The sequence below is a fragment of the Pseudomonadota bacterium genome, assembly GCA_037200975.1.
In the GTDB taxonomy this organism is placed as follows: Bacteria; Pseudomonadota; Gammaproteobacteria; order Steroidobacterales; family Steroidobacteraceae; genus CADEED01.
In genome coordinates this window covers 4,177,239-4,200,275 of record JBBCGI010000001.1, presented here as the reverse complement: position 1 = coordinate 4,200,275, position 23,037 = coordinate 4,177,239, and the positions used below count along the sequence as shown (strand labels likewise).

Sequence of the window (23,037 nt, the reverse complement as noted above, 5' to 3'; positions counted from 1 at the left end):
GAAAAAGGGGACAGATCTATTTATCGGGAGCACAGCGCCCGTTCTTCAACGTCAGCCGCTCGATAAATAGATCTGTCCCCTTTTTCCAGTCCCCTTCTAGTCAGACGGAGTGACGTCCGGCCAGCGCATGCGCCAGCGTGCCGCCGTCCACGTATTCCAGCTCACCGCCGATCGGCACGCCATGCGCGATACGGCTTGCCTGGATGCGCCGCTGCCCGGCGCGTTCGCCGAGAAAATGCGCCGTGGCTTCGCCTTCCACAGTCGGATTGGTCGCGAGAATGACCTCGCGCACTTCGCCCGAATCGAGCAGCGCTTCGAATTCGCGCGCGCCGATCTGCTCCGGCCCGATGCCATCGAGCGGCGACAGGTGTCCGTGCAGCACGAAATACCTGCCGCGATAGCTGCCGGACTGCTCTACCGCAACCACGTCCGCCGGTGATTCGACCACGCATAACAAGGCGGTCTCGCGCGAGCTCGACGCGCAGATCGAACACAACTCGGTGTCGGTCAACATGCGGCAACGCTTACAGCGGCCGATGGCCGCGAGGCCCGCGGTGAGCGCCTCGGCCAGCGTGCGGGCGCCGCCACGGCCGCCCTGCAGCAGGTGGAACGCCATGCGCTGCGCCGTCTTCGGGCCGACACCCGGCAAGGCGCGTAATGCATCGATGAGTTTTGCCAGCGGAGCGGCGTGCTGCATGTAGTTAGAGAAGCCTCAGAACGGCATCTTGAAGCCAGGCGGCAGGTTGAGCCCGGACATCACCGACGACATCCGCGCCTGGCTTTGGCTGTCGACCTTGTTCACGGCATCGTTGATCGCCGCGGCGATCAGGTCCTCGAGCATCTCGCGATCTTCTGAGACGACTGCCGGTTCGATCTGCACACGCTTCACTTCGTGTTTACCCGTCATCGTCACCTTGACCATGCCGCCGCCGGATTCACCGGTGACTTCCATGTTGGCAATTTCGTCCTGGGCCTTCTTCATGTTGGCCTGAAGCGCCATGGCCTGCTTCATCATGTTTCCACCACCACGCATCGATCTCTCCTCTACTCCGTTGACCGCACCGATTCGGGATGCAGCGTGGCCCCGAATCGCGATTTCATGTCACGCACCGTCGGGTCTTCCTCGAGTGCCCGGCGCGCGGCCTCGGTCGCCTCGGCCGAGCGCCGTTCGACGTTCTGCGAAGGCGTTTCGGCCGCCGGCGCGCCATCGACGAACTCGAGTTTCACCTGACCGCCGACGTATTTCGCCAGCGCCTGCGTGAGGCGATCGCGATTGCCTGGTGTGTTCAGGACCTGGCCGCGCGCGTCGAGCACCAGGCGCAGCGTGTTGCCGCGGTGTTCGAGCAGCGCACAATTCGTGGCCAGCTGGCGCGCGGCGCCGGTGACATCGAGATCGCCGATCACGCGCGCCCATTGCACCGGATCGATGGGTCCCGCGGCAGCCGGCCGCACGATCGGCGAGCCACCCGCCGTGGGCAGCGTGCCCGCGGCCGCGCTCGCCGCGCTCGCCCCGCCGGTAGTTTGAACTCGCGCCGGGCTGCCCGCCGGGCGGAACGCCAGCATGCGCACCAGCGTCATCTCGAAGCCCGTGCGCGGATCGGGCGCGAGCCCCAGATCGCGGCGCCCGAGGATCGCCGTCTGGTAGTAAAGCTGCACGTCTTCCCCAGCGATCGCCGCGGCGAGCTCGGCGAGCAGCGCGCTGTCGAACAATTCATCACCCTCGTATCCGGGCACGAGCTGGCGCAGCGCGATACGCGTCAGCAGCGAGGCGAGATCGTCCAGCACCTGGGCGTAGTCCGGCGAAAACTCCTCGAGCAGGCGCGCCGTCTCGAGCAGCTTCGCCGCATCACCGGCGGCGAGCGCGCGCGCGAGTTTCGTGACGTGATCGCGGTCGATGGTGCCGAGCATCGAACGCGCGCCCGCTTCCTCGACCTTGCCGCCGCCGAATGCAATGAGCTGGTCGAGCAACGACAAGGCATCACGCATGCTGCCGTCGGCGGCCTGGGCCACGAGTTTCAACGCGGCCGGTTCCGCGGAGATCTTTTCCGCCGCGAGCACCTTCGCCAGATGTTCGCTGATCAACGTCACCGGCAGCCGCTTGAGATTGAACTGCAGGCAGCGCGACAGAACCGTGACCGGCAGTTTCTGCGGATCGGTGGTGGCCAGCAGGAACTTCACGTGCGGTGGCGGTTCTTCGAGCGTCTTGAGCAACGCGTTGAACGAGTGCGTCGACAACATGTGCACTTCGTCGATCAGATAGACCTTGTACCGTCCGCGCGTCGGCGCGTACTGCACGTTCTCGAGCAGCTCGCGCGTGTCGTCGACCTTGGTGCGCGAGGCGGCGTCGACTTCGATCAGATCGACAAACCGGCCTTCGTCGATTTCCTTGCACGAGGCGCAGGTGCCATCGGGAGTGGCGGTGACGCCGGATTCACAGTTGAGGCACTTGGACAGGATGCGCGCGATGGTGGTCTTGCCCACACCGCGTGTGCCCGTGAACAGGAAGGCGTGATGCACCCGCCCCTGCGTGAGCGCATTGCCGAGCGCCAGGCGCACATGCTCCTGCCCGACCAATTCGGCAAAGGAACGCGGCCGCCATTTGCGCGCAAGCGCGAGGTAACTCATGAAAGCTTGAATCCTTGGGAGGCAGCCCGCACCAGCCGGACTTCGGCGCCCGACATCGCCGCTACCGCTGCTCCCTTCCGGGCCTGACGGGGTTTACAACTAGTCGTCGCGAAGGAGCCGATACGGACTGCCATGGTAAAGATCTGGCGGACAGGCAGGGATTCGAACCCTGGAACACCGTGAGATGTTACTTGCTTTCCAAGCAAGCGCCTTCGACCGCTCGGCCACCTGTCCGGAATCTACTTAGCGTACGTACCCCAAGGATTTATCCAAGGATTTCCCGGGGGTGCGAATCATAACGGAAAGCGCGTTACTTCGGCTTCGCAGCGTCGGCCGATTTGGATGTGGCAAACGGCGGCGGCGTATCGAGGCAGCCTTCGTCCCGCCCACGGACGCGCTCGGGGGTGGCAAGCGGCGGTACTTTGAGGGAGTTGCGCGTATTGGGCGCGTCGAGGCCCGGAGGGGCCGTCAGCGGCGGTAATTCCCGGGCTTCGGCGTAATCCTTGTTGTCTTGCTTGCAACTGACCATGCGGGATTTGCAGCCCGAGATCATGGTCGCGGACAGGATGCAGGCGAGAAGGGTTCCGGCAATACGCATGAGGGGTGCGACCTTGTCTGACTTCAGGAGTTCACGGTAATGCCGGCCGCGAACAGCGACTCGACTACCACCGCATGGTACTCGGCAGATAACTCGGTGAGCGGCAGACGCAGCGTGCCGCCCATGAGTCCCATGCGCGCCACGGCCCATTTGACCGGGATGGGGTTGGATTCCACGAACAGATTGCGATGCAGGGCCACGAGGCGCTGGTCGATCTGCGTGGCGGCCGCCCGTTCGCCGCGCACGGCGGCGGCGATCATGTCGGCCATGGCACGCGGCGCCACGTTCGCGGTGACGGAGATGACGCCCACGGCACCGACGCCGATGCAGTCGCGCGCGCTCAGGTCATCGCCACTGAGGATGCGGAAATCGTACGCGCAGCTGCCGACGAGCTCGCGCACGCGCGCGACCTCGCCCACTGCTTCCTTGATGCCGGCGATGCCGTGCACACGCGAGAGGCGCGCCACGGTGGCGGGCAGCAGATCGACCGCGCTGCGGCTGGGCACGTTGTAGAGCAGCACCGGAATCCGCGAGTTGGCTGCGATCGCCGAGAAATGTCGGAACAGGCCTTCCTGGGTCGGCCGTACATAAGGTGGCGACGCGACCAGCAGGGCATCGACCTGAAGCTCGCTGATCCACCGTGCGCGCTGCACGGAAGTGTCGGTGCTGCTGGTGCCGGCATTCGCGATGAGCAATGCACGTGTGCCGAGAACCCCGCGCGCCGTCAACAACATTTCGCGTAGTTCGGCGTCCGTCACGGTGGCCGATTCGCCGGTGGATCCGGCCACCACGATGCCCGTGGTGCCATTGGCGACTTGAAACTCGAGGAGTCGCGACCAGGCGTCGTAATCGATACTGCCGTCGGGCTGCATCGGGGTCACGAGCGCCACCAGGCTGCCGGCGAACATGCGTAAATTCCGAGGGTCGTTGAAGCGGTCGGGCATGGTAGGGCGCGATCCTCGGGTTCGCAAGCCACGGGGCTGCCTGTACACTCGCTGCCAGATGAAGCAACACCTCGCCGTATCCGCCATTGGCAGCGATCGGACCGGAATGGTCCACGACCTCACCCGCGTAATCTCGGACTGCGGCGGATCCATCAGCGAAAGCCGCATGGCCAGCCTCGGCAACGAATTCGCCATGCTGGTGCTGGTCACCGGCAACTGGCATTCGCTCGCCAAACTCGAAAGCGAATTGGCGCGCCTCGGCGAATCCACCGGCCTGTCGCTGCACATGAAGCGCACGGAGCCGCGGGCCGCGCGCGCGGAACTGCTGCCCTATTCCATCGACGTGGTGTGTCTCGACCAGGCAGGCATCGTCACGGGCCTGTCCGGGTTCTGCGCCAGCCGCGGCATCGACATCGCCGAGGTTTCCACGCGCACCTACCCCGCCGCGCACACCGGGGCGCAGATGTTCGCGGTGCAGATGATCATCAACGTGCCCAAGCGCCTGCAGCTGGCGCACCTGCGCGAGGAGTTCATGGACTACTGCGACGCGCAAAACCTCGATGCGATCCTGGAGCCCGTCAAGTCCTGATGATGGAAGTCGGCAAGAAGATTCCCGCCTTTTCGTTGCCGCGTTCCGACGGCACGGTGTGGAAAACCGCCGATGCCAAGGGCGGCAAACTCGTGCTCTATTTCTATCCGAAGGACATGACCCCGGGCTGCACGCTCGAGGGCCAGGACTTTCGCGACCTGCACGCCGCATTCAAGCGCGCCAAAACCACCGTGCTCGGCATCTCGAAAGACAGCTGCGAGCGCCACGCGAAATTTCGCGCCAGGGAAAAATTCCCGTTCGAGCTGCTGAGCGACGCGGACGAAAAGGTCTGCCGGCTGTTCGACGTGATCCAGGAAAAATCTTTGTACGGAAGGAAGTTCATGGGAATCGAACGCAGCACGTTCCTGATCGGCGCCGACGGCAAGCTCGAGCGCGAGTGGCGCAAGGTCCGGGTCAAGGGCCACGCCGCGGAAGTCCTAGAGGCGGCCAAGTCGCTGTGAGCGCGGGCAAACGCGCTGCCGGAGCGAAGCCGGCGATCACCCAGGAACGCCGTCTGTTCGTGCTCGACACGAATGTGCTCATGCACGATCCGACCGCGATCTTCCGTTTCCAGGAACACGATGTCTATCTACCCATGGTGGTGCTCGAGGAGCTCGACGCCAACAAGAAGGGTTTGTCGGAAGCCTCGCGCAACGTCCGGCAGACCAGCCGCTTCCTCGACGACCTGATGCGTGATGCGACCAAGGACCAGATCGACGCGGGGTTGCCGCTGCCGTCGGCCATCAACGGCCAGCAGCAGAACAATGCGCCCGGCGCCAGCGCCGGCAGCGGCCTGCCGGGTTCGGCCGGCCGGCTGTTTTTCCAGACCCGTCAGCTTTCCTCCGCCCTGCCAGACTATCTACCGGGGCACGGCGCGGACAACGCCATCCTGTCGCAGACACTCGCCCTGCAGGCGCTGCACCACGAAGCACGCGTCACGCTGGTGTCGAAGGACATCAACCTGCGCATCAAGGCGGCGGTGGTCGGCGTCCACGCCGAGGACTACTACAGCGACAAGACGATCGAAGACGCGGACGTCCTGTACACCGGGCTCGCGGCATTGCCGGCGGATTTCTGGGAGAAAGCCGGCAAGGACATCAAGTCGTGGAAGGAAGCGGATCGCACCTTCTACCAGGTGACCGGGCCCATCGTTTCCGATCTGCACGTCAATCAGTTCGTGCATGAGGCGGGCGAGCAAGGCATCGAAGCCATCGTGCGGCGAATCGAAGCCGGCACCGCGACGCTCGAACTGGCGCGCGATTTCCGCGGCGAACGGCACAGCGTCTGGGGCGTCAACGCGCGCAATCGCGAACAGAACTTCGCGTTGAATCTGTTGATGGATCCGGAAATCGATTTCGTCACCATCCTGGGGCCGGCCGGCACCGGCAAGACCTTGCTGACCCTGGCCGCCGGATTGATGCAGACACTCGAATCGAACCGATTCGCGGAAATCATCATGACGCGCGTGACGATCCCGCTCGGCGAGGACATCGGTTTCCTGCCCGGCACCGAAGAAGAAAAGATGGAACCCTGGATGGGCGCGCTGATGGACAACCTCGAGGTGTTGACGCAGACCGGCGAAGGCGGCAACTGGGGGCGCCAGGCCACCAACGACCTGCTGCGCAATCGCATCAAGATCCGCTCGCTCAATTTCATGCGCGGCCGCACCTTCCTGAACCGCTACGTCATCCTCGACGAGGCGCAGAACCTGACGCCCAAGCAGATGAAGGCGCTGGTGACCCGGGCCGGCCCGGGCACGAAAATCGTCTGCCTGGGCAACATCGCGCAGATCGACACGCCCTACCTCACGGAGACCACTTCGGGCCTGACCTATGTCGTCAACCGCTTCCGCGGCTGGGGGCATTCCGGGCATATCACGCTGGTCCGTGGCGAACGCTCGCGTTTGGCCGATTTCGCCTCTGATACGCTCTAGATCCGGTATCCACGAGAAACTCCCCGCCCGCCGCGGGGTCTGAATGTCGCGATGCGAAACGCGCTCAAATACCTGCTGGTGGCCCCTCTGTCGATGATGCTGGCGGTCTCCATGCCGCTGCAGTCGCTGGCCCAGTCCGCCACCAGCAACGATTTGCCCGACATCGGCAGCCCCGCCTCCTCCAGCCTCTCGCTCGATGACGAATATCGCATCGGCCTGCAGGTCATGCGCCAGCTGCGCGACGAAGGCCAGGTCATCGAAGACCCGGAGGCCACCGAATACCTGCAGGCACTGGGCTCGCGCATCGTCGCGCAGGCCACCGGCGATTCGGGGCAGAAGTTCCAGTTCTTCTTCGTGCGCGACAACACCATCAACGCCTTCGCATTGCCTGGTGGCTTCATCGGCGTGAACACCGGGCTGGTGCTGGCGACCCGCAACGAGGCCCAGCTGGCCGGCGTGATGGCGCACGAAATCGCGCACGTCACCCAGCGGCACATCGCGCGCCGGGTGCGCTCGCAGGGCCGGCAGAGCATCGCGACGGTGGCGACCATCCTCGCGGCCATCCTGGTGGGTGCTGCCACCGGGTCCAGCGACGCCGCGATGGCCGGCGTCACCGCGGCGCAGGGCGCGGCCATGCAGCAGCAGATCAACTTCACGCGCGCCAATGAAAACGAGGCCGACCGCGTCGGCATGAGTTTTCTCGCCGCGGCCGGCTTCGACCCGTACGGCATGCCAGACTTCTTCGAGACCATGGGCCGGCGCAATGCCATCACCGCCGGCAGCCGCAACGTGTTGCCGGAAATCCTGCAATCGCATCCGGTGACCACGAACCGCATCGCCGAATCGCGTTCGCGCGCCGCGCAGTTCAAGGACATCAAACAAACCGCCGAAACGGTCAGCTACGCATTGACGCGCGAGCGGCTGCGCGTGCTCGCGACTCCCGCCGAAGACAACGTGCGCCGCTACTACGCCGACCGGCGCGAGCACCAGGACCAGACGCCGGGCGAACAATACGGCGAAGCGCTGGCTAGCTACCAGGCCGGCAACGCACTCGCGTCACTCGACACGTTGACCGAGCTCGCGCGCGAATATCCGCAGGTTCCGATGCTGCAGTCGACGCTCGGACAGGCGCTGATGAGCGCGGGCGATTCCGAAGACGCGTTGGCCACGTTTCAGCGCGCGCTGACGCTCTCGCCGCGCAATATTCCGCTCACCATGCGTTACGCCGAAGCCCTGCTCAAGGCCGATCAGGCCAAGCAGGCGCATGCGGTCCTGCTCGACCTGTTCAACAACGTCGCGCCCTCGCCCGAGCAGATCCGCTTCACGGCGCTCGCCGCCAGCAGCGCCGGCGATAGCGGCGACGCGGCTTACTACATGAGCGAATATCACATCGCCACGGGCAACCTGCCGCTGTCGGTCAGCCAGCTCGAAATGGCGCTGGCGGCGCCGAACATCACGGGCGTGCAACGCAGCCGCTACCAGGCGCGGCTCGACGAGGTACGGGAGGTGCTGTTCCGCGACCGCAAACATCGCGACCGCCCCAAACCCGAGCAGGATCCACAACAAACCCGGCGGCCCGGCCCAAGTCGGACTGGTACAATTTCGCAATGAAAAATCTGTCGATATTGATTGCCGGTCTGTTGCTGACCGGCTGCGCGACACTGCCCTCCGGCAAACCCGATCCGCGCGATCCCTTCGAACGATTCAACCGCTCCTCGTTTGCATTCAACGACGCGCTCGATCGCGCGATCACCAAACCGGCGGCCAAGGCATACAAGAAGGTGACGCCGCGCATCGTGCGCACGGGCGTGAGCAACGCGCTCAGCAATCTCAACACCGTCAGCACCATTATCAACGACGTACTGCAGGGCAAGATGCGCCAGGCCGGCCAGGACTCGGGCCGCTTCCTGCTGAACAGCACGCTCGGATTGGGCGGCCTGTTCGATCCCGCGTCGGCGGCGGGTCTCGAAAACAACGACGAGGATTTCGGCCAGACGCTCGGCAAGTGGGGCGTGAAACCCGGCCCCTACCTGATGCTGCCGTTTCTCGGGCCGACCAACGTGCGCGACGGGCTGGCGCGTATTCCGGATCAGTACACCTATCCAGTGAACTACCTGGAAGACGACAGCACGCGTTACATCATTCGCGCGGTCGATTTCCTCGACCTGCGCGCCGGCCTGCTCGACCTCGACGCGCAACTCGATCGCAGCTACGACCGCTACGCATTCGTGCGCAACGCGTGGATGCAGCGCCGCGAATTCCTGGTCAAGGACGGCAACGTCGACGATCAGTCGGCGGAGCTCGAAGAAGGCATGGAAGAAGATCCGGCCGCACCGGCGCCTGAACCGGAAACGCCGCCGCCGGCCGCGCCCGGCATTCCTCCGCAGTAAGCGGCAGATCAGCATGACACCGAGGTCGGAGAAGTGAGCGCGCCTGGCGACAATGGCAAACTGCCGCCGCTGCTGTTGCTGCATCCGGACGACAACATCCTGGTTGCGCGCCGGGACATCGCGCAGGGCGAACGCGTCGAGATCGACGGCGCAAGCCTCGTGATGCCGGCCGCCGTGGAGCTCGGTCACAAGCTCGCGCGCCGCGCGCTTGAACCGGATACGCGGGTCCTCAAATACGGCGCTCCCATCGGCTCGATGAAAATCGCCGTCGCGCGCGGCGAACACGTGCATCTGCACAACCTGCGCAGCGACTACATTCCCTCCACTTCGCGCGATGGCACTCCTTCGAAAACGGACGCGGACGCACACTGATGACTTCCCCGGGCATGAAAGGTTACCTGCGCAGCGACGGCCGCAAGGGCATCCGCAACGTCGTCGCCGTGGCCTACCTGGTCGAGTGCGCACATCACGTCTCGCGGCTCATCGTGCAGAAGTCCGGTGCCGATGACGTGCACCTCATCGGCTTTCCCGGCTGTTATCCCAACAAGTATTCGCTCGAAATGATGGAGCGGCTGTGCACGCATCCGAACGTGGGTGCCGTGTTGCTCGTCTCGCTCGGTTGCGAAGGTTTCAACCGCGAACATTTGCGCAAGACCATCCTGGCCTCGGGCCGTCCGGTCCAGTTGCTCGTGATCCAGCAGTCCGGCGGCACCACGCGCACGCTCAACGCGGGCCTCGACATCGTGCGCAAGATGCGCGCCGAGCTCGCCGAGCAGACTGCGGTGCCGATGGCGCTGAACGAACTGGTGATCGGCACGGTGTGCGGCGGCTCCGATGGCACCAGCGGCATCACCGCGAATCCTGCGGTGGGCCGTTGCTTCGACTGGCTCATCGAGAACGACGCGGCCTGCATCTTCGAGGAAACCGGCGAACTGATCGGCTGCGAACGCATCATGGCCTCGCGTGCCATCACGCCGGCGCTCGGGCGCGAGATCGAAGCCTGCGTCGAAAAGGCGGCCAACTACTATCGCATCATGGGATACGGCAGCTTCGCGCCAGGCAATGCCGAGGGTGGCTTGACCACGCTCGAGGAAAAATCCATGGGCGCGTATTCGAAGTCGGGTTCCTCGCCCATCAGCGGCCTCATCAAGCCCGGCGACGTGCCGCCGCGCGGCGGGTTGTACCTGCTGGACGTTGTCCCCGATGGCGAACCGCGTTTCGGGTTCCCCAATATTTCGGACAACGCCGAGATCGTGGAGCTCATCGCCTGCGGCTCGCACCTCATCCTGTTCACCACCGGCCGCGGCTCGGTGGTTGGCTCAGCGATCTCGCCCGTCATCAAGGTGTGCGCCAATCCGGACACCTACGACCGCATGGCCGACGACATGGACGTGAATGCCGGGCGCATCCTGCAAGGCGCCGGACTCGACGACGTCGGCCGCGAGATCTTCGAGCTCGTGCAGAGTGTTGCCGGCGGCGCGTTGACGAAGTCCGAGGCGCTCGGGCACCAGGAATTCATCCTTACCTACAAACAATTCGAACCCATCGGCCCTGCCTGCCTGCCGGCGGCGTAGTGCCATCCAGAAATCATCGGAGAATCGCTTGAAACTCGTACGTTTTGGTTCCGCGGGCGCGGAACGGCCCGGTCTCGTCAACGCGGATGGCAGCATCAGCGACCTGTCGAGCGTCATCACGGATATCGCCGGCGCAGCGCTGTCGGCTGAATCATTGAAAAAGCTGGCCGCCACGGACGTCGCCAAACTACCGCGCGCGCCGGCGGGCTCGCGCCTCGGCCCCTGCGTGGGCGGCGTCGGCAAGTTCGTCGCGATCGGTCTCAACTACGCGGATCATGCCGCCGAAACCGGCGCGAAGATCCCGAGCGAGCCCATCATGTTCATGAAGGCCACGAGCTGCATCGTGGGCCCGTACGACACCGTGCTGAAGCCCCGCGGCTCCATCAAGATGGACTGGGAAGTCGAGCTCGGCGTCGTGATCGGCAGTGTCGCAAGTTACGTCAGTGAAGCCGATGCGCCCAAACACATCGCAGGTTACTGCGTGGTCAACGATCTTTCCGAGCGCCATTTCCAGCTCGAGCGCGGCGGACAATGGGACAAGGGCAAGGGTTGCGATACCTTCGGCCCGCTGGGCCCGTGGCTCGTCACGTCGGATGAAGTCGGCGATCCAGCCGCCCTTTCGATGTGGCTCGACGTCAACGGCACGCGGCGGCAGAACGGCTCCACGCGCACGATGATCTTCAAACCGGCCTTCATCGTGAGTTACCTGAGCCAGTTCATGAGCCTGCAGCCCGGCGACGTGATCACCACCGGCACTCCGCCCGGCGTCGGCATGGGCATCAAACCCGATCCGGTTTTCCTGAATGTCGGTGACGTCATGGAGCTCGGCATCGAGAAACTCGGCAGCCAGCGCCAGGTTGTTGCCGCGGCCTGACGGGCGGCACACATCCACTGGTCGGACATGGACGTCATCACCAGTATCTCCGACCTGCGTGAACTCGCGCGCCGGCGTGTGCCGCGCGCGCTGTTCGACTATGCCGACCGGGGCGCGTTCGACGAGTCGACGCTGCGGAGCAATCGCGACGACTTCGAGAATCTGCAATTGCGCCAGCGGGTCATGGTCGACGTGTCCCGGTTGTCCGTCGCCACGACCGTGCTAGGTGAACGCTGGGAGATGCCGATCGGCATCGCTCCCACCGGATTGACCGGGCTGTTTCATCGCGATGGAGAAATCCACGGCGCGCGCGCCGCGCGCGCGGCCGGCGTTCCCTTCACGTTGAGCACCATGTCGATCTGCTCGATCGAAGACGTGCGCGCGGCCGTCGAGGGCACATTCTGGTTCCAGCTCTACCTCATGCGCGATCGCGGCTTCACGGAAGCGTTGATAGGTCGCGCGCGTGAGGCGGGCTGCCCGGTGCTCGTGCTCACGATGGATCTGCCGATCCAGTCGCTGCGGCGTCGTGACGCAAAGAACGGTCTCGCCGTACCGCCGCGTTTCACGTCGAGAACCGCCTGGGAAATTCTCACGCGCCCTTCGTGGGCGCTGGGCGTGATGCTCGGCAAACGCCGCACGTTCGGTAATCTGGCAACATTTTTCCCGCGCCAGGGCGCGGCGACGCTGGCCGAATGGTCCAACGCGCAACTCGACCCGACGATGAACTGGAAAGACGTCGAGTGGGTCCGCGCGCGCTGGCCCGGCAAACTGGTCGTGAAGGGCATTCTCGACCCCGCGGACGCCCGCCTGGCGGTCGCGGCTGGAGTAGATGGGATGGTCGTGTCGAATCACGGCGGGCGCCAGCTCGATGGCGCAAGGTCGACCATCGCGGCTCTGCCCGACGTCGCCGACGCCGTCGCCGGGCGCTGCGAGATCCTGCTGGATGGTGGCATCACCAACGGTCAGTGCGTGCTGAAGGCGTTGGCGCTGGGCGCACGCGCCTGCTTCATCGGCAAGGGATTTCTCTACGGACTCGCGGCGCGCGGCGAAGCCGGCGTCACGCTGGCGCTCGATATTCTGCGACGCGAACTCGAGGTGAGCATGGCGCTCGCCGGGGTGACGGACGCGCGCGCCGTGGACCGGCGCATCCTGCTCTAGCAAACTTCAACCGGTCGCGGTCAGCAAACCATCCACTTCGGAAATCCGCGCGATGGCAACCAGCGCCTCGGGAAGATTTTCGAACGAAACCGCGCGCGACTTGCGCCGGCCCCAGGCCAGCCAGTCGAGCAGTACGGCGAGCCCTGCGCTGTCTGCGCGCGTGACACCCTTGCAATCGATGACGATGGCTCGCGCGCCGGACCCTTCGAGCACCTTGACTGCTAGCTGACGCGCGTCGCGCGCCGTGGCAAACGTGAGCTCGCCGGTTACGACGATGCGGCCGGCGCCCTGCTCGGAGACGGCGACTGACGACCTTGGTCTGGGCTCCCCGTCCGCCATCAGGTCGACTTCACCTTGGCGGCCTTCGCGCTGTTGGCCTTGGCTTCGAGCCGCGCGATGACGGCATCGAGACCCTTCTGGTCGACTTCGGCGCCGTAGTCCTCGCGATAACTCTTCACGTAGCTGATGCCGTCGATGACCACGTCCCAGGCTTTCCACTCGCCATTGACCTTGCGCAGGCTGTAGTTCACCTGGACCTTGGTGCCGTTCGAGCGCTTGATCTCCGTGCGCACCGTGGCCCTGTCGGTGGTGTCGTCCACCTTGGTGGGCAACACACGCAGGCGATCGGCCGTGAAATCGATCATCGCATCGCCGTAGGTATAGAGCAGCGAGTTGTAGAACGCCTCGACGAAACGCTTGCGCTGGTCAGCCGTCGCCGTGCGCCAGTATTTGCCGAGCACGAGCTGCGCCGAATACGGCGTGTCGAAATGCGGCAGCAAGGTCTCACCAACCAGTTTGTAGAGGCCGGTCGGGTCCTTGCGGAATTCGGCACGGCGCGAATCGATGCCGCTCAACAGGATATTGGCCGAGCTCTCGATGAGCTGGGAGGGCCCGCTGGTATCCACGGACGTCGGCGTGGCCGCCTTCGCGGGCGCGGCATCGGCCGCGACGGCAGCGCCACCGGCTAACAAACCCGCGATGAACCCAGCCTGAACAAATCGCTGCAACGACAACATCATTTCTTCTCCTCTGCCGCCGGCGCGTCGCTCTTGCTCTCATCCGGGCCCTTGCTCGCCATGTTGGCGAAGAACTTGTTTACCAGGGACTCGAGCACGATCGCCGACTGTGTGAACTCGATCTGACCACCCTGCTTCAGGAAGGTTTCCGAGCCACCGGGGCCGATGCCGACGTACTTGCCGCCGAGCAATCCTGCGGTCTGGATGCTGGCATCGCTGTCCTCCGGAATCTCGCCGTACTGATCTTCTATACGAAGAACCACTGCGGCCTTGTAGTCCTTTGGATCGAACTTGATGGACTCGACGCGACCGATGCGCACGCCGGCCATCGTCACCGGCGAACCGGGCTTCAGATCGCCGATGTTGTCGAACTTCGCGGTGACGCTGTAGCCGCCGTCGCCGCCGCCGAGCTTGAGCGACGTGCCGGGCAGCTGCGTGGTCAGGAACGCCAGCGCCGCGAAGCCCAGCAGCACGAAGGCGCCGGTGCCGATTTCGAGTGAGCGTGAGTTTTTCATGATTGATTACGACTTTGTTAGGAACGCTGCGGTCAGCAGGTAGTTGAGCAGCAACACCATCACCGACGAGGTGACCACGGTGCGCGTCGTCGCGAGGCCCACCCCCTCGGGCGTCGGTTCGCATTGATACCCCTCGTACACGGCGATGAGGCTGCAGGCCACGCCGAACACCAGGCTTTTCACGATGCCTTCGTTGACATCGCGCAGGTCGACGGCGTTCTGGGTCTGCGACCAGAACGCACCCACGTCGACGCCCATCTGCTGCACGCCGATGAGCTGCGCGCCGTACAGGCCGATCACGCTGAAGGTCGCGGCCAGCAGCGGCATCGCGATGATCCCGCCGAGGAACCGCGGCGCGACCACGTAGCGCAGAGGATCCACCGCCATCATCTGCATGGCTGTCAGCTGATCGGTGCTTTTCATGAGCCCGATTTCCGACGTCAGCGACGTGCCGGCGCGGCCGGCAAACAACAAGGCGGTCAGCACGGGCCCGAGCACCTTCAACATGCCGAGCGCGGCGAGTACGCCCAGCGAGTCCTCGGAACCGAAGCGCTGCAAGGTGTCGAAGCCCAGGAGGCCGAGCACCATGCCGACGAACAGGCCCGACAGCATCACGATCACGAGTGAACGCGCGCCGGCGTTGTAGATCTGCTTGACGATGAGGCCCGGCTTGCCGAGCGACGGGATGACGCGCGCGCAGATCTGCCCGAAGAACAGCGTGATCGCGCCGAGGCGGCGCAGCCAGGCAATCGGCATCGAATCGCTTGGCACGCTCAAGAGGCCGTCTCCAGCAACTGCGAAAAATAATCCGGCGCCGGATAGTGGAACGGCACCGGGCCGTCGGCGAGACCGCCCATGAACTGCTTCACTTCCGGCAATTCGCTGGCGTGTAATTCCTGCGGCGTCCCCGCGGCGACCACCTTGCCGCCCGACAACAGGAAGCTGTCGTGCGCGATGGTCGACAGTTCCTGCACGTCGTGCGACACGACGATGCTGGTGATGCCCAGCGCCTCGTTCATCTGCTTGATGAGCCGGCAGATCACGCCCATGGAAATCGGATCGAGACCGACGAAGGGTTCGTCATAGATGAGGATGTCCGGATCCATGACGATGGCACGCGCCAGCGCCACGCGCCGCTGCATGCCGCCCGACAATTCCGCGGGCGTCAGCCGCGCGGCGCCACGCAGCCCCACGGCGTGCAGCTTGGTCAGCACCAGCTGGCGGATCAGCGATTCGGGTAGTTTGGTGTGCGCGCGCACCGGGAACGCGACGTTTTCGTACACGTCCTCGTCGGTGAGCAGCGCGCCGTTCTGGAACAACATGCCCATGCGTTGGCGCAGCGCGAACAGCTCTTTGGTCGACATCGTCGACACTTCCTGGCCCCAGACCTTCACGCTGCCGCGCTCGGCCACGGACTGACCGGTGATGAGCCGCAACAGGGTCGTCTTGCCCGTCCCCGAAGGCCCCATGAAGGCGGTGATCCGGCCCTGGCGCGCCGTGATGTTGAGGCCGTCGAAAATGGTTCGCCCGCCGACGGCATAACGCACATCGCGGACCTCAATAACGGCATCGCCGGCGGGTGCCGGCGATCGGGGGTTCGTGGCTTTCGGAGATTCGCTCAAGCGGCGCGCGTCTCTTGGGATATGAAGGCCGCGAAGGATAACAAATGGTGTCCGCCAACGGCTTTCTGCGCGATTGAATCCGTACTAAACTGGTCCCACTTAAAAGGACCCCGAAATCGGGGCTCCAAGGACCCTCAGACGCAATGCTGCGAATCGGCAAATTGACGGACTACGCGACCGTGATCCTGGGCACCCTGGCCAGCGATCGGGCGCGCCTGCAGAACGCGGGCGCCCTGGCCGAGCAGACGCATATCGCGGCGCCCACGGTCAGCAAGCTGCTCAAGCAGCTGCAGCGGGCCGGCCTGGTCAAATCCACGCGCGGCACTCATGGCGGCTACCAGCTCGCCCGCTCTGCCGACGACATCAGCGCGGCGGCCATCCTGGACGCTCTCGAAGGGCCGATCGCGCTCACCGATTGTTCCGTGGGGACCGGCCATTGCTGCCTGGAGCAGAGCTGCCAGGTCGGGCGCACGTGGCAACGGTTGAACGTGGCGATCCGCAAATCGCTGACTGAGATCTCGCTCGCGCAGCTGGCCGGCCTCGATTCGCGATCGACCGCCGTGCCCTTCGAACGCGAGCTCAGGCAATTCACGCGCGCCAAGGTTTCGCCATGAGCTCCGACCCGAAGAGCATGGAAAACCTCGATGCGCTGCTGTCGAAGTCCTACCGCCACGGCTTCGTGACGGACATCGAATCGGACACCCTGCCGCCGGGTCTCGACGAAGACGTGGTGCGCTTCATCTCGCGCAAGAAACGCGAGCCGCAATTCATGACGGACTGGCGCCTCAAGGCGTATCGGCACTGGCTCACGATGCGCGAGCCGCACTGGGCGAAATTGCGCGTCAATCCGATCGACTACCAGTCCATCTCGTATTTCTCCGCGCCCAAGCGCGACCCGAACGCGCCGAAGAGTCTCGAGGAAGTCGACCCCAAGCTGCTCGCCACCTACGAGAAGCTGGGCGTTCCGCTGCACGAGCGGGCGCGCCTGGCCGGCGTCGCGGTGGATGCGGTGTTCGACAGCGTCTCGGTGGCCACCACGTTCAAGGCGCGCCTGAGCGAAGCCGGCGTGATCTTCTGTTCGTTCTCGGACGCCGTGCAGAACCACCCCGCGCTCATCGAGCAGTATCTCGGCACCGTCGTGCCGCAGGGCGACAACTTCTTCGCCGCGCTGAACTCGGCCGTGTTCTCCGACGGCTCGTTCGTGTACGTACCGCCGGGTGTGCGCTGCCCGATGGAGCTGTCGACCTACTTCCGCATCAACGCGAAGAACACGGGGCAGTTCGAGCGGACGTTGATCATTGCCGCGCCCGGCTCCCATGTGAGTTACCTCGAAGGCTGCACGGCGCCGATGCGCGACGAGAACCAGCTGCACGCGGCCGTGGTTGAGCTGATCGCGGAAGACGACGCGCAGATCAAGTACTCGACCGTGCAGAACTGGTATCCGGGCGATGAAAAAGGCGTCGGCGGCATCTACAACTTCGTCACCAAGCGCGGCGAGTGCCGCGGCCGCAATTCGAAGATCTCCTGGACGCAGGTGGAAACCGGTTCCGCAATCACCTGGAAGTATCCGTCCTGCGTGCTGCGCGGCGAGAACTCGGTGGGCGAGTTTTACTCCGTTGCCACGGCGAACAACTACCAGCAGGCCGACACCGGCACCAAGATGATTCATATCGGCGCCAATACGAAGAGCACGATCGTGTCGAAGGGCATCTCGGCCGGGCACGGCCAGAACAGCTACCGCGGCCTGGTGAAGATCCTGCCGAGCGCACATGGCGCGCGCAATTTCACGCAGTGCGATTCTTTGTTGATGGGTCCGCACTGCGGCGCGCATACCTTCCCCTACATCGAGACGCGCAATCCTTCCGCCACGGTGGAACACGAGGCGTCGACCTCGAAGATCAGCGAGGACCAGCTGTTCTATTGCCTGCAGCGTGGCATCGAAGAAGAAGACGCCGTGAACATGATCGTGAGCGGTTTCTGCAAGACCGTCTTGAAAGAGTTACCGATGGAATTCGCCGTGGAGGCGCAGAACTTGTTAGCCGTGAGCCTGGAAGGAGCCGTCGGATGACGCCTGCTCCGTTGCTGAAGATTTCGAATCTGTCCGCCAAGGTCGGCGGCAAGAACGTGTTGCAGGGAGTGTCGCTCGAGCTCAAGGCCGGCGAAGTACACGCCATCATGGGGCCCAACGGATCGGGCAAGAGCACCTTGTCGTACGTGCTGGCCGGCCGCCCGGGATACGAGATCACCGGCGGCAGCGTGGAATTCCAGGGTCGCGACATCACGACGATGGAGCCGGAGGAGCGCGCCCGCGCCGGCCTGTTCCTCGGCTTCCAGTACCCGGTCGAAATTCCCGGCGTCAACAACGTCTATCTGCTGAAGGCCGCGGTGAACGCCAAGCGCCGGGCCGAAGGGAAACCCGAGGTCGATGCCTACGAGTTCCTGCAGCTGGTGCGCGGCAAGATGAAAGTCATGCAGATGGACGAGAGCTTCCTGTCGCGCGGCGTCAACGAAGGCTTCTCGGGCGGCGAGAAGAAACGCAACGAGATCCTGCAGATGCTGGTGCTCGAACCGGCGCTGGCGGTGCTCGACGAAACCGATTCCGGCCTCGACATCGATGCGCTCAAAGTCGTGGCGCGCGGCGTCAACAGCCTGCGCTCGCCCGAGCGTGGCGTGCTGCTCATCACCCATTACCAGCGGCTGCTCGATCACATCGTGCCCGACTACGTGCACGTGCTGGCGCGCGGCAAGATCGCGCGCTCGGGCGACAAGACACTGGCGCAGGAGCTAGAGAAGCGCGGCTACGACTGGGTGCTCGAGGTCGCGTGATGGTGACGATGCCGACGAATCGCGACGAGAACTGGCGCTACGCCAATCTGCGCCCGCTCGCGAAGGCAAAGGTCGATGCCGTCGCGGACACCGCACCAGTCCCCGCGATCCCGCTGCCGCCCATCCTGCCCGGCTACGAGCGCTGGGTCTTCGTCGACGGCCGGTTCGACGCCGGACTGTCCGCAACCGCGCCGGACACTCCCGCCGCGCTGCTGGATGTGGGCGACGCGGGCGATGCGTTCGCCGTGCTGCTCGATTCCGAAATCGCCTCCGGCGGCATCGATTTCTCGCTGGCGCGTATCAACGCGGCGCGTGGCGCGCGCGTGCTGCACATCAATGTCGCCGATGGCGCGCAGGCGCGCATCGAGATCACGTTTGTTGCCACGGCCTCCGCGGCCGCGGGCACTTCCTATCCGCGCGTCCAGGTGCATGCCGGCCGCCAGTCGCACCTGCGCCTGGTCGAACGCCACGTCAGTGCGGGTGCCGAAGATCCTTCGATCAACGCGGCCTTCGATCTGGCGTTGCGCACCGACGCGGTGATCGATCACTGCCGCCTGCAGAACTGCGCCGATCAGGCGAGTTGCTTCGACACCTTGCTCGCACACGTGGGCGAGCGTGCTACCTACCGCTTTCGCACCGTGACGCTCGGCGGGCTGTCGTCGCGCTCGACGATCCTGGTGAAACTCGCCGGCCGCGCGGCGCGCTGCGAATTCACGGCGGCGAGCATTGCGAACGGCATCCAGACCCAGGACGTTTACGCAGAGATCGAACACGCCGGCCCCGACACGGTGACGCGCGAGTTGTATCGCGGCATCGCCACCGACCGCGGCAAGCTCGGTTTCAACGGCATGATCAAGGTGAACGAAGCGGCGCAGGGCGCCGACTCGGAGCAGTCGCTGAAGACGCTGTTGACCGGCGCTGGCGCCGAGGCTTCCGTGCGGCCGCAGCTCGAGATTCACACCGACCGGGTACGCGCCATCCATGGCGCCACCACCGGCAAACTCGACGATCAGATGTTGTTCTACCTGCTGTCGCGCGGCATCGACCGCCGCACGGCGCAAACGCTGCTGCAGTGGGCCTTCATAGAAGATGCCGTCTCACGCATCGAGGTGGCGGAACTGCGCGCCGAAATCGAAACGCTGATCGCCGCGCAACTCAATGAAGTTTCCGCGCTCGACGGATTGTTGGGCAAGCCATGAACGCGAACCTCGCCGCTTCGAATCCTTATGATGCCGAGCGCGTCTGGCGCGACTTCCCCATCCTGCGCCGTGAAGTCCACGGCAAGCCGCTGGTGTTCCTCGACAGTGCCGCCTCTTCCCAGCGGCCCGCCAGCGTCATCGCGGCGGTCGACCGCTACGAAACGTACTCGCATGCGAACGTGCATCGCGGTGTACACCAGCTGAGCCAGGAAGCCACCGCGCTTTTCGAGCAGGCGCGCGAACGCGTGCGCGTTTTCGTCAACGCGGCCTCCACGCGCGAAGTGATCTTCACGCGCGGGACCACGGAATCCATCAATCTGGTCGCGCAATCGTACGGCCGCGCGCGCCTGCGGCGCGGCGACGAAATCCTGCTCACCGCGCTTGAACACCACGCGAACATCGTGCCGTGGCAGCTGGTCGCCGAACAGACCGGCGCCGTGATCAAGGTGGTGCCGATGGATCGCCGCGGCGTGATCGACATCGACCTGGTCGACTCGCAGCTGAGCGAGCGCACGCGCATCGTGGCTTGCGCGCACGTGTCGAACGCGCTGGGCACGGTGTTGCCGGTGCGCGAGATCGTGCGGCGCGCGCACGCACGCGGCGCCGTGGTGCTCATCGACGGCGCACAGGCCGTGCCGCATCAACGTGTCGATCTGCAGGCACTGGATTGCGATTTCTATGCGTTCTCGGCGCACAAGATGTACGGCCCGACCGGCATCGGCGTGCTGGTGGGGCGCGAATCGCTGCTCGAGGCCATGCCCCCGTGGCAGGGCGGCGGCGACATGATCCTGACGGTGAGTTTCGAGAAGACCACCTACAACACACTGCCGTTCAAATTCGAAGCCGGTACGCCCAACATCTCGGGCGCGGTGGGCATGGCCGCGGCGATCGACTACATCGACAAGCTCGGCATCGACAACATCCATGCACACGAGCAGCGGTTGTTGAAGATCGCCACCGAAAAACTGCAGCGGGTCCCGGGGCTGACGATCATCGGCACCGCGCCGGTCAAGGCCTCGGTCATCTCCTTCACTGTCGACGGTATCCATCCGCACGATCTCGGCACCATTCTCGATGCGGAAGGTGTCGCGGTACGCACCGGACATCACTGCGCCATGCCGGTGATGGAATTCTTCGACGTGCCGGCCACGGCGCGCGCGTCGTTCGCCTGTTATTCACGCGATTCCGATATCGACGCGCTGGTTGCGGCGCTCGCCAGGGCGCGCGAGGTATTCGGCTGATGGACCTCAAGGATCTCTATCGCGAGGTAATCCTCGACCACAACAAGAGCCCCAGGTTGTTCGGCCGGCTCGACCCCGCGGATTCTTCGGCCGATGGCCACAACCCGCTGTGCGGCGACCGGCTGCACGTCTCGCTGCGGCTCGACGGCGACCGCGTCGCGGACCTGCGCTTCGACGGCAAGGGTTGCGCCATCTCCGTAGCGTCGGCTTCGATGATGTGCGAGGCGGTCAAGGGCAAACAACGTTCCGAGATCGCGCATCTGTTCGACGAAGTGCACGAGGTGATGACGCATCACGACGCACCGATCCCGGAGGATCTCGGCAAACTCGCCGCGTTGTCGGGCGTGCGCGATTTCCCGGTGCGCGTCAAATGCGCGACGCTGTGCTGGCACACACTCAATGCGGCGCTTGCGCGTTCGCCCGAGCCGGTCAAGACCGAATAATGCGTACCCACGACAACGAACCGTTCGTCCTCAGCCGCGACGTGAAGGCGGTCATGGTGCCGGCCGGCATCGACATCGAATTGAAATCCGGGCAGTCGGGGTTCATCACCCAGGCGCTCGGCGGCAGTTTCACGCTGTACATGGAAGGGAATCTGTTCCGCCTTGCCGGCACCGATGCGGATGCCATCGGCAAGGAACTGGTCAAGACCCCTGAATTGCCACCGAACTCCACCGAGAACGACGTGCTGGCCGTGGCCTGGGATCAGCTCCGCACCTGCTACGACCCCGAAATCCCTATCAACATCGTGGACCTGGGTCTCATCTACGAGTGCACGGTCAGCGCTCGGCCTGATGGCCAGCGAGAGCTCCATGTGCGCCTGACACTGACCGCGCCGGGCTGCGGCATGGGCGACGTGCTGGTCCAGGATATCCGGCAGAAGTTCGAGATCATCCCGACCGTGGCGGCCGCCAACGTGGAACTGGTGTTCGATCCCCCATGGAACCAGTCGATGATGACCGAGGCCGCCCGCCTGCAGACCGGGATGTTCTAGTTGCCCCATGTCCGCCTGGACTGACATCGGAAGCAGCGCCGATCTCGCCGCCACGCAACGTCTGGAAGGCGACGTCGACGGTTACCGCGTGCGCGTCGCGCGTGTTAGTGGCACGCTGTACGCCTTCGAAGACCGTTGCACGCATGACGACTCCCCTTTTGACGACGCACCCATCGAGGATTCGGAAATCATCTGTCCGCGCCATGGCGCGCGTTTCTGCCTGCGAACCGGCGCGGCGCTCTCCCCGCCTGCCTACGAACCGCTGCGCGTCTTCGAAGTACGCGCGGCCGGCGATCGCATCGAGGTGCGCACGTGAGCGCGCCTAACAACTCCCGGCGCCTGGCGCTGGTGCGGCACGCCAACGCCGAACAGGATGCGGACGTGCGCGATTTCGAGCGGCCGCTCAGCAAGAAGGGGCTGGGTGAAGCCAACGACATGGCGAAGCGTTTTCAGGAGCGCGGCCTGATACCCGACCTGATCGTGACGAGTGCAGCGACGCGGACGCGCGAGACCGCCGAAATCTTCGCCAAGGTGCTGGGAGTGCCCGCGCGGCTGCTCCAGGCCGACGATTCGCTGTATCTCGCCGAGGGCGATCACATCATCGGCACGATCCGCGCGGTCGGGCCGCGCGTCGGGCACCTGATGGTCATCGGCCACAATCCGGGAATCTCGGCCGCCGCGATCTCGCTGGCGCCGGAAGCCGTGAAGAGCGACCTGCCAACCTGCGGCGCGCTGACGATGACCGTGAAGTGCAAGACCTGGAACCTGATCGACCGCCGCTGCGTCGTCGACCCCGAGCGCGACGCCCCCTCGAAAAAGTTCTTCGACTTCGGCTGAAAAGGGGGCAGGAAAAGGGGACATGCCTATTTTTCGAGTCGGGGTTTTTTCCGGCGCGGATTTGAACCCTTCGCTCGCGCTCCCTTGAGTACGGGCGAAGGG

At 64.7% G+C, this 23,037-nt stretch carries 28 protein-coding genes, 1 tRNA gene and 1 other RNA gene; 18 read left to right on the top strand and 12 right to left on the bottom strand.

Annotated features, from left to right (window positions below):
* Positions 1 to 100 precede the first annotated feature (100 nt).
* The 7 genes from recR to dapA form a co-directional block, all read right to left on the bottom strand.
* Positions 101 to 697, bottom strand: a complete 597-nt coding sequence (gene recR, locus WDO72_18795; GenBank protein MEJ0087723.1) for a recombination mediator RecR — start codon at positions 695 to 697, stop codon at positions 101 to 103.
* A gap of 15 nt (positions 698 to 712) precedes the next feature.
* Positions 713 to 1,033 (bottom strand): YbaB/EbfC family nucleoid-associated protein, encoded by a 321-nt coding sequence (locus WDO72_18790; GenBank protein MEJ0087722.1) that lies wholly within the window; start codon positions 1,031 to 1,033, stop codon positions 713 to 715.
* An 11-nt stretch (positions 1,034 to 1,044) separates the two neighbouring features.
* Positions 1,045 to 2,625, bottom strand: a complete 1,581-nt coding sequence (dnaX, locus tag WDO72_18785; protein ID MEJ0087721.1) for a DNA polymerase III subunit gamma/tau — start codon at positions 2,623 to 2,625, stop codon at positions 1,045 to 1,047.
* 26 nt (positions 2,626 to 2,651) lie between these two features.
* Positions 2,652 to 2,748: signal recognition particle sRNA small type (gene ffs, locus WDO72_18780), an RNA gene on the bottom strand.
* A gap of 21 nt (positions 2,749 to 2,769) precedes the next feature.
* A tRNA-Ser gene (locus WDO72_18775) sits at positions 2,770 to 2,859 on the bottom strand.
* Positions 2,860 to 2,935: 76 nt separating this feature from the next.
* Positions 2,936 to 3,223 (bottom strand): hypothetical protein, encoded by a 288-nt coding sequence (locus tag WDO72_18770; GenBank protein ID MEJ0087720.1) that lies wholly within the window; start codon positions 3,221 to 3,223, stop codon positions 2,936 to 2,938.
* 23 nt (positions 3,224 to 3,246) lie between these two features.
* Complete coding sequence (dapA, locus tag WDO72_18765) at positions 3,247 to 4,131, bottom strand: 4-hydroxy-tetrahydrodipicolinate synthase (protein ID MEJ0087719.1); 885 nt, start codon at positions 4,129 to 4,131, stop codon at positions 3,247 to 3,249.
* Positions 4,132 to 4,225: 94 nt separating this feature from the next.
* Between dapA and WDO72_18760 the strand changes: the two genes are divergently transcribed.
* The 9 genes from WDO72_18760 (at position 4,226) to WDO72_18720 (ending at position 12,685) form a co-directional block, all read left to right on the top strand.
* Positions 4,226 to 4,756, top strand: a complete 531-nt coding sequence (locus WDO72_18760; GenBank protein MEJ0087718.1) for an ACT domain-containing protein — start codon at positions 4,226 to 4,228, stop codon at positions 4,754 to 4,756.
* Positions 4,756 to 5,217, top strand: coding sequence for a peroxiredoxin (locus tag WDO72_18755; protein ID MEJ0087717.1), 462 nt, complete (start codon positions 4,756 to 4,758; stop codon positions 5,215 to 5,217). The genes WDO72_18760 and WDO72_18755 overlap by 1 nt, the downstream gene beginning before the upstream one ends.
* Before the next feature lie 80 nt (positions 5,218 to 5,297).
* On the top strand, positions 5,298 to 6,689 hold the full coding sequence (locus WDO72_18750) for a PhoH family protein (protein ID MEJ0087716.1): 1,392 nt from the start codon (positions 5,298 to 5,300) through the stop codon (positions 6,687 to 6,689).
* Positions 6,690 to 6,740: 51 nt separating this feature from the next.
* Positions 6,741 to 8,300 (top strand): M48 family metalloprotease, encoded by a 1,560-nt coding sequence (locus WDO72_18745; protein MEJ0087715.1) that lies wholly within the window; start codon positions 6,741 to 6,743, stop codon positions 8,298 to 8,300.
* The gene (locus WDO72_18740) at positions 8,297 to 9,079 is read left to right on the top strand and encodes a VacJ family lipoprotein (GenBank protein MEJ0087714.1); all 783 of its coding nucleotides are present in this window, start codon (positions 8,297 to 8,299) and stop codon (positions 9,077 to 9,079) included. Before WDO72_18745 ends, WDO72_18740 begins: the two co-directional genes overlap by 4 nt.
* A gap of 33 nt (positions 9,080 to 9,112) precedes the next feature.
* Positions 9,113 to 9,451, top strand: a complete 339-nt coding sequence (locus WDO72_18735) for a UxaA family hydrolase (GenBank protein ID MEJ0087713.1) — start codon at positions 9,113 to 9,115, stop codon at positions 9,449 to 9,451.
* On the top strand, positions 9,451 to 10,653 hold the full coding sequence (locus WDO72_18730; protein MEJ0087712.1) for a UxaA family hydrolase: 1,203 nt from the start codon (positions 9,451 to 9,453) through the stop codon (positions 10,651 to 10,653). The genes WDO72_18735 and WDO72_18730 overlap by 1 nt, the downstream gene beginning before the upstream one ends.
* A 28-nt stretch (positions 10,654 to 10,681) precedes the next feature.
* Positions 10,682 to 11,527 (top strand): fumarylacetoacetate hydrolase family protein, encoded by an 846-nt coding sequence (locus WDO72_18725; protein ID MEJ0087711.1) that lies wholly within the window; start codon positions 10,682 to 10,684, stop codon positions 11,525 to 11,527.
* A gap of 27 nt (positions 11,528 to 11,554) precedes the next feature.
* A complete protein-coding gene (locus WDO72_18720) occupies positions 11,555 to 12,685 on the top strand; it encodes an alpha-hydroxy acid oxidase (protein MEJ0087710.1) in 1,131 nt (376 codons plus the stop codon).
* Between the two features lie 6 nt (positions 12,686 to 12,691).
* Here WDO72_18720 and WDO72_18715 read toward each other — a convergent pair whose 3' ends face one another.
* Genes WDO72_18715 through WDO72_18695 form a run of 5 tightly spaced genes read right to left on the bottom strand, consistent with a single transcriptional unit; the run spans position 12,692 to position 15,763 of the window.
* Positions 12,692 to 13,024, bottom strand: a complete 333-nt coding sequence (locus WDO72_18715) for an STAS domain-containing protein (GenBank protein MEJ0087709.1) — start codon at positions 13,022 to 13,024, stop codon at positions 12,692 to 12,694.
* A complete protein-coding gene (locus WDO72_18710; protein ID MEJ0087708.1) occupies positions 13,024 to 13,704 on the bottom strand; it encodes an ABC transporter substrate-binding protein in 681 nt (226 codons plus the stop codon). Before WDO72_18710 ends, WDO72_18715 begins: the two co-directional genes overlap by 1 nt.
* On the bottom strand, positions 13,701 to 14,216 hold the full coding sequence (mlaD, locus tag WDO72_18705) for an outer membrane lipid asymmetry maintenance protein MlaD (GenBank protein MEJ0087707.1): 516 nt from the start codon (positions 14,214 to 14,216) through the stop codon (positions 13,701 to 13,703). Before mlaD ends, WDO72_18710 begins: the two co-directional genes overlap by 4 nt.
* Positions 14,217 to 14,222: 6 nt before the next feature.
* A complete protein-coding gene (mlaE, locus tag WDO72_18700; protein MEJ0087706.1) occupies positions 14,223 to 14,972 on the bottom strand; it encodes a lipid asymmetry maintenance ABC transporter permease subunit MlaE in 750 nt (249 codons plus the stop codon).
* Positions 14,973 to 14,989: 17 nt separating this feature from the next.
* Positions 14,990 to 15,763 carry an ATP-binding cassette domain-containing protein gene (locus tag WDO72_18695; GenBank protein ID MEJ0087705.1) on the bottom strand — a complete coding sequence of 258 codons (774 nt, stop codon included), beginning with the start codon at positions 15,761 to 15,763 and terminating at the stop codon, positions 14,990 to 14,992.
* 218 nt (positions 15,764 to 15,981) lie between these two features.
* Between WDO72_18695 and WDO72_18690 the strand changes: the two genes are divergently transcribed.
* The 9 genes from WDO72_18690 to WDO72_18650 are packed head-to-tail and all read left to right on the top strand — an operon-like array spanning position 15,982 to position 22,935.
* Entirely contained in the window at positions 15,982 to 16,452 is a 471-nt protein-coding gene (locus tag WDO72_18690; GenBank protein ID MEJ0087704.1) for an SUF system Fe-S cluster assembly regulator, read from the top strand.
* Positions 16,453 to 16,469: 17 nt separating this feature from the next.
* Complete coding sequence (gene sufB / locus WDO72_18685; protein MEJ0087703.1) at positions 16,470 to 17,906, top strand: Fe-S cluster assembly protein SufB; 1,437 nt, start codon at positions 16,470 to 16,472, stop codon at positions 17,904 to 17,906.
* 11 nt (positions 17,907 to 17,917) lie between these two features.
* Positions 17,918 to 18,664 (top strand): Fe-S cluster assembly ATPase SufC, encoded by a 747-nt coding sequence (sufC, locus tag WDO72_18680; GenBank protein MEJ0087702.1) that lies wholly within the window; start codon positions 17,918 to 17,920, stop codon positions 18,662 to 18,664.
* Entirely contained in the window at positions 18,664 to 19,863 is a 1,200-nt protein-coding gene (locus WDO72_18675; protein MEJ0087701.1) for a SufD family Fe-S cluster assembly protein, read from the top strand. The genes sufC and WDO72_18675 overlap by 1 nt, the downstream gene beginning before the upstream one ends.
* Positions 19,860 to 21,104, top strand: coding sequence for a cysteine desulfurase (locus tag WDO72_18670; GenBank protein MEJ0087700.1), 1,245 nt, complete (start codon positions 19,860 to 19,862; stop codon positions 21,102 to 21,104). The genes WDO72_18675 and WDO72_18670 overlap by 4 nt, the downstream gene beginning before the upstream one ends.
* On the top strand, positions 21,104 to 21,547 hold the full coding sequence (locus tag WDO72_18665; protein MEJ0087699.1) for an SUF system NifU family Fe-S cluster assembly protein: 444 nt from the start codon (positions 21,104 to 21,106) through the stop codon (positions 21,545 to 21,547). The genes WDO72_18670 and WDO72_18665 overlap by 1 nt, the downstream gene beginning before the upstream one ends.
* Positions 21,547 to 22,098 carry a putative Fe-S cluster assembly protein SufT gene (gene sufT, locus WDO72_18660; GenBank protein MEJ0087698.1) on the top strand — a complete coding sequence of 184 codons (552 nt, stop codon included), beginning with the start codon at positions 21,547 to 21,549 and terminating at the stop codon, positions 22,096 to 22,098. Before WDO72_18665 ends, sufT begins: the two co-directional genes overlap by 1 nt.
* A gap of 7 nt (positions 22,099 to 22,105) precedes the next feature.
* Entirely contained in the window at positions 22,106 to 22,414 is a 309-nt protein-coding gene (locus WDO72_18655) for a non-heme iron oxygenase ferredoxin subunit (GenBank protein MEJ0087697.1), read from the top strand.
* Positions 22,411 to 22,935 (top strand): histidine phosphatase family protein, encoded by a 525-nt coding sequence (locus WDO72_18650; protein ID MEJ0087696.1) that lies wholly within the window; start codon positions 22,411 to 22,413, stop codon positions 22,933 to 22,935. The genes WDO72_18655 and WDO72_18650 overlap by 4 nt, the downstream gene beginning before the upstream one ends.
* Positions 22,936 to 23,037: the final 102 nt, after the last annotated feature.